We start from the raw sequence: 255 nt of genomic DNA on the forward strand, positions 1-255 counted from the left end.
GACAGCCGCGCCAAACCGGTCGATGCGAAAGGCGCCCCGTTATCTGTGCGGATTACGTCCGGCAATCCAAACTCCCGGAAAGCCCATTCGAATCCCTGTCGCGTCGGCTCGCTGTGCGTGCCGGGCAACGCCCGGCAGAGCAGCAGATAGCGGCTCATCTGATCGGTAATGGTCAGCGGATAGCACCAATTGCCGTCCTGCATCCTGAACTGCCCTTTGAAGTCGGCACACCAGGTCTGGTTGGGTTCATCGGCC

Annotated in this window: 1 protein-coding gene; it reads right to left on the reverse strand. The window is 61.2% G+C overall.

The window, feature by feature from the left end:
- On the reverse strand, positions 1-255 hold a 255-nt coding region (locus L6D82_RS28530; RefSeq protein ID WP_236192156.1), incomplete at both ends, for a DDE-type integrase/transposase/recombinase.

This window comes from Pseudomonas paraglycinae (assembly GCF_021601625.1).
GTDB lineage: Bacteria > Pseudomonadota > Gammaproteobacteria > Pseudomonadales > Pseudomonadaceae > Aquipseudomonas > Aquipseudomonas paraglycinae.